The sequence below is a fragment of the Micromonospora sp. NPDC047707 genome (genome assembly GCF_040704235.1).
In the GTDB taxonomy this organism is placed as follows: domain Bacteria; phylum Actinomycetota; class Actinomycetes; order Mycobacteriales; family Micromonosporaceae; genus Micromonospora.
The window spans coordinates 1-2,654 of the sequence record NZ_JBEYSU010000117.1; the positions used below are offsets into that span (position 1 = coordinate 1).

A 2,654-nucleotide genomic window follows, 5' to 3' on the forward strand; every position below is an offset into this window, starting at 1 on the left:
ACCACGCCGCGATGGCCCAATGGGCCATGATCATCGTCATGACCCGCCGCCTCGCCCGTCACCAACACACCTGAAACCCTTATTTACCAGGCTCTTAGGAGTTCTTACAGGCAGGAACCGCGCAAGGATCCCGACCACGGCGAAGGCCACTGCCCAGGCGAACCAGCTGTGGTCACCGGCGGTCAGACCGATCGTCACGAGTGGAGGTCCGACAACGGTCGCGGCCGCGAAGCCGAGGTTGTACGTGGCCAGGTAAACCGGGCGGCTCTCGGGCGGTGTGTGCGTAAGGGCTAAGCCCATGCTTCCCGCCGCGATGTAAAGCTCGGCGAGTGTCATTACCACCACGACGAACGCGCAGAGAATGAGAGCCTGCCACCGTCCTCCGATGGTGGACAGCGGTGCCGTGGCCGCCGCCACCGCTGCAAGCAGACCACCGCTGGTCATCATGCGGCGTGCCCGCACCGGATCCTCCGAGCCCTTGCTCATCCGAATTTGCAGAAGCACAACCATCAGCGTGTTGAGCAGGCTGACGAAACCTGCCGTCCAAGCGGGCGCCGCCGTGCGCTGCACGATCCAGAGTGGCATGCCGACTCCCAACAGGATCACGCAGAGGATCAGGGCACCGTAAACGGCCGTTACGGAAAGGAAACGTACGTCACGGCCGACCCCGACGCCGTAATGTGCCGGCCGGGAAACGTCACCGAAGCGCGGTAGTCCCCGCGAAAGCACGGAACACGTCAGGAACATGGCGGCGCAGAGGAACATCACCGACCGGAAAGCCCACTCGTCGGCGAGGGCCACCGCAGCCGCAGCCGGGAGTGAACCGGCTGCCATCCCAACGTTGCGGAGAAGCCGCAGCCGGGCTAGAGCCTGCACGGCGCCGGCCGGGTGGGCATCGGTCACCGATGCGGCCTGCACCAACGGGCCGGTTCCCCGACTCAACAGCCCGGCTACCCCAACGGCTGCAAATGCGGTGATCGCGTCGAAGGCGAACGCCAGCGCGATGTAGCTGATACCCCTTGCCAAAAAATAGAGGATAAGCGAGCGACGCAGCCCGATCCGCTGGGCGAGTGCGGCCAAGGGTAACGCACCGAGAACGGAGGCTATCCCGGAGAACCCCAGCACCACCCCGATCTGGTAGTTGGGCAGGCCGACGGCGAGATTGAGGTAGACCGTGGAGAAGGCGAGGTAGATCCCAAGACCTACGGAGTCGGCCAGGCCAACCGCGTAGAGCCGTCGGGGGATGGTTGTGCTGGACGAATTTGTGCCGGTCAGCTGCGCACCGGTCATGTCTGCCTGCTGTCAGGAGCCAACGCGAACATGAGATTCTCGAGGTTGAAAGGCACAAATCATGAAAGTCCATCACCGGGCCACGACGCATCAGGCAAACTACTTATCGTCGTGTACGAGCGGCAACCGGCAACGACCGCACACACCGCTGCCGCGACCACGGTTACCCCGATCATGCACCGGCCACCAGCCCAGGGCGATGCGTTGTCGGTCGGCGGTTGCCCTGAGCTGGTGATGTGCGTAGTGAGTGGCCTCTGTGGAGGCGGAGGGAGCGGATGAGATCGCGTCGGTGATCATGGAGTTCTCTATGCTTCACGACACTCGAGGACCTCACCGCCGATGTCATCATGCCCGATCCCCGCCCTGTCCGCCGTCGCTGGCGGTACCCGTGACACATCACCATCTACGGTCACCGAGGGTGAGTGCGCGGGGTTGTTGCGCGCCTTGTCAGCGTCCCGGATCCCCGCGACCCGCGTGGGGTGCGGTATCCGCTGCCGGGCCTCCTGGCCGTCACGGTGTGCACGGTCCTGGCAGGGGTATCGTCGTTCGCCGCAATCACCGACTGGCTGCACGACCTGAACGAGCAGGCCCGGCACCGGCTCGGTTTCGATCATGGGGTGCCGGTGGACACGACGGTGTGGCGGCTGCTGACTCGACTCCCCGGCCAGCTCCAGGCGGTTGAGGTCACGCACCGCCGAGATCACATGAGTGCAGTCGGTGCGGGCCTTGCCACCGGCGCCGATCAGGCCCTTGTCCTTCAACGCCGCAAACAGCAGGTCGAACGCGGCACGCTCCAGCCCATGCTCGACCAGGCGGGTCCGGAACTTGCTCAACACCGTGAAGTCGAACCCGGTATCGGTCAACTCCAGCCCCAGGCAGTACTTCCAGTCGATCGCCCGGACCACCATCAGCGCGGCCTGCCGGTCGGTCAGCCCTTCGGCGTACTGCAACGCCGTGACCAGGGCCAGGACTCCCGGCGAGGTCACCGGTGCGCCTCGGACTCCGAACGCCGCTGCGAACCGCTCATCGGCGAACACTTCGCCCAACTGGTCACGCACGCTCATCGGCAGGCCGCCCCCGGGGAAACGCTGCCCTGGCCACGATCATCGTCTGTTCCGCAACCTGCGCCAACGGGCGCGGCTGCATCGACATCAGCGACACTCATCCTGCAGCCGGAAGAGGAAAGGCCGACCACAGCACGATCATTTAGGACAGGCCAGACAACACTGTGGACCCAACACGGCGTGTCACGAATTCGGCAACAGGGTTCCCCTGGTCGCGCTCGATGGGGATCCAGATGCCGAGGTTCTGGAAGCTGACCGTCATCAGGCCGGTGGCGATCATGCCGGTGATGAAGTACTGGC

1 protein-coding gene and 3 pseudogenes are annotated in these 2,654 nt (G+C 64.8%); 1 reads left to right on the forward strand and 3 read right to left on the reverse strand.

Going from position 1 to position 2,654, the window contains the following annotated elements:
- Positions 1 to 36: 36 nt before the first annotated feature.
- On the reverse strand, positions 37 to 1,290 hold the full coding sequence (locus AB0873_RS32175; RefSeq protein WP_366604534.1) for an MFS transporter: 1,254 nt from the start codon (positions 1,288 to 1,290) through the stop codon (positions 37 to 39).
- Positions 1,291 to 1,769: 479 nt separating this feature from the next.
- Between AB0873_RS32175 and AB0873_RS32180 the strand changes: the two are divergent.
- A pseudogene (locus AB0873_RS32180) lies at positions 1,770 to 1,892 on the forward strand (ISAs1 family transposase); the annotation flags it as partial.
- Positions 1,893 to 2,090: 198 nt separating this feature from the next.
- Here the strand turns inward: AB0873_RS32180 and AB0873_RS32185 are convergent.
- Both AB0873_RS32185 and AB0873_RS32190 read right to left on the reverse strand, forming a co-directional pair.
- Positions 2,091 to 2,354: pseudogene (locus AB0873_RS32185) on the reverse strand (transposase); the annotation flags it as partial.
- Between the two features lie 211 nt (positions 2,355 to 2,565).
- Positions 2,566 to 2,654, reverse strand: a pseudogene (locus AB0873_RS32190) (ABC transporter permease); the annotation flags it as partial.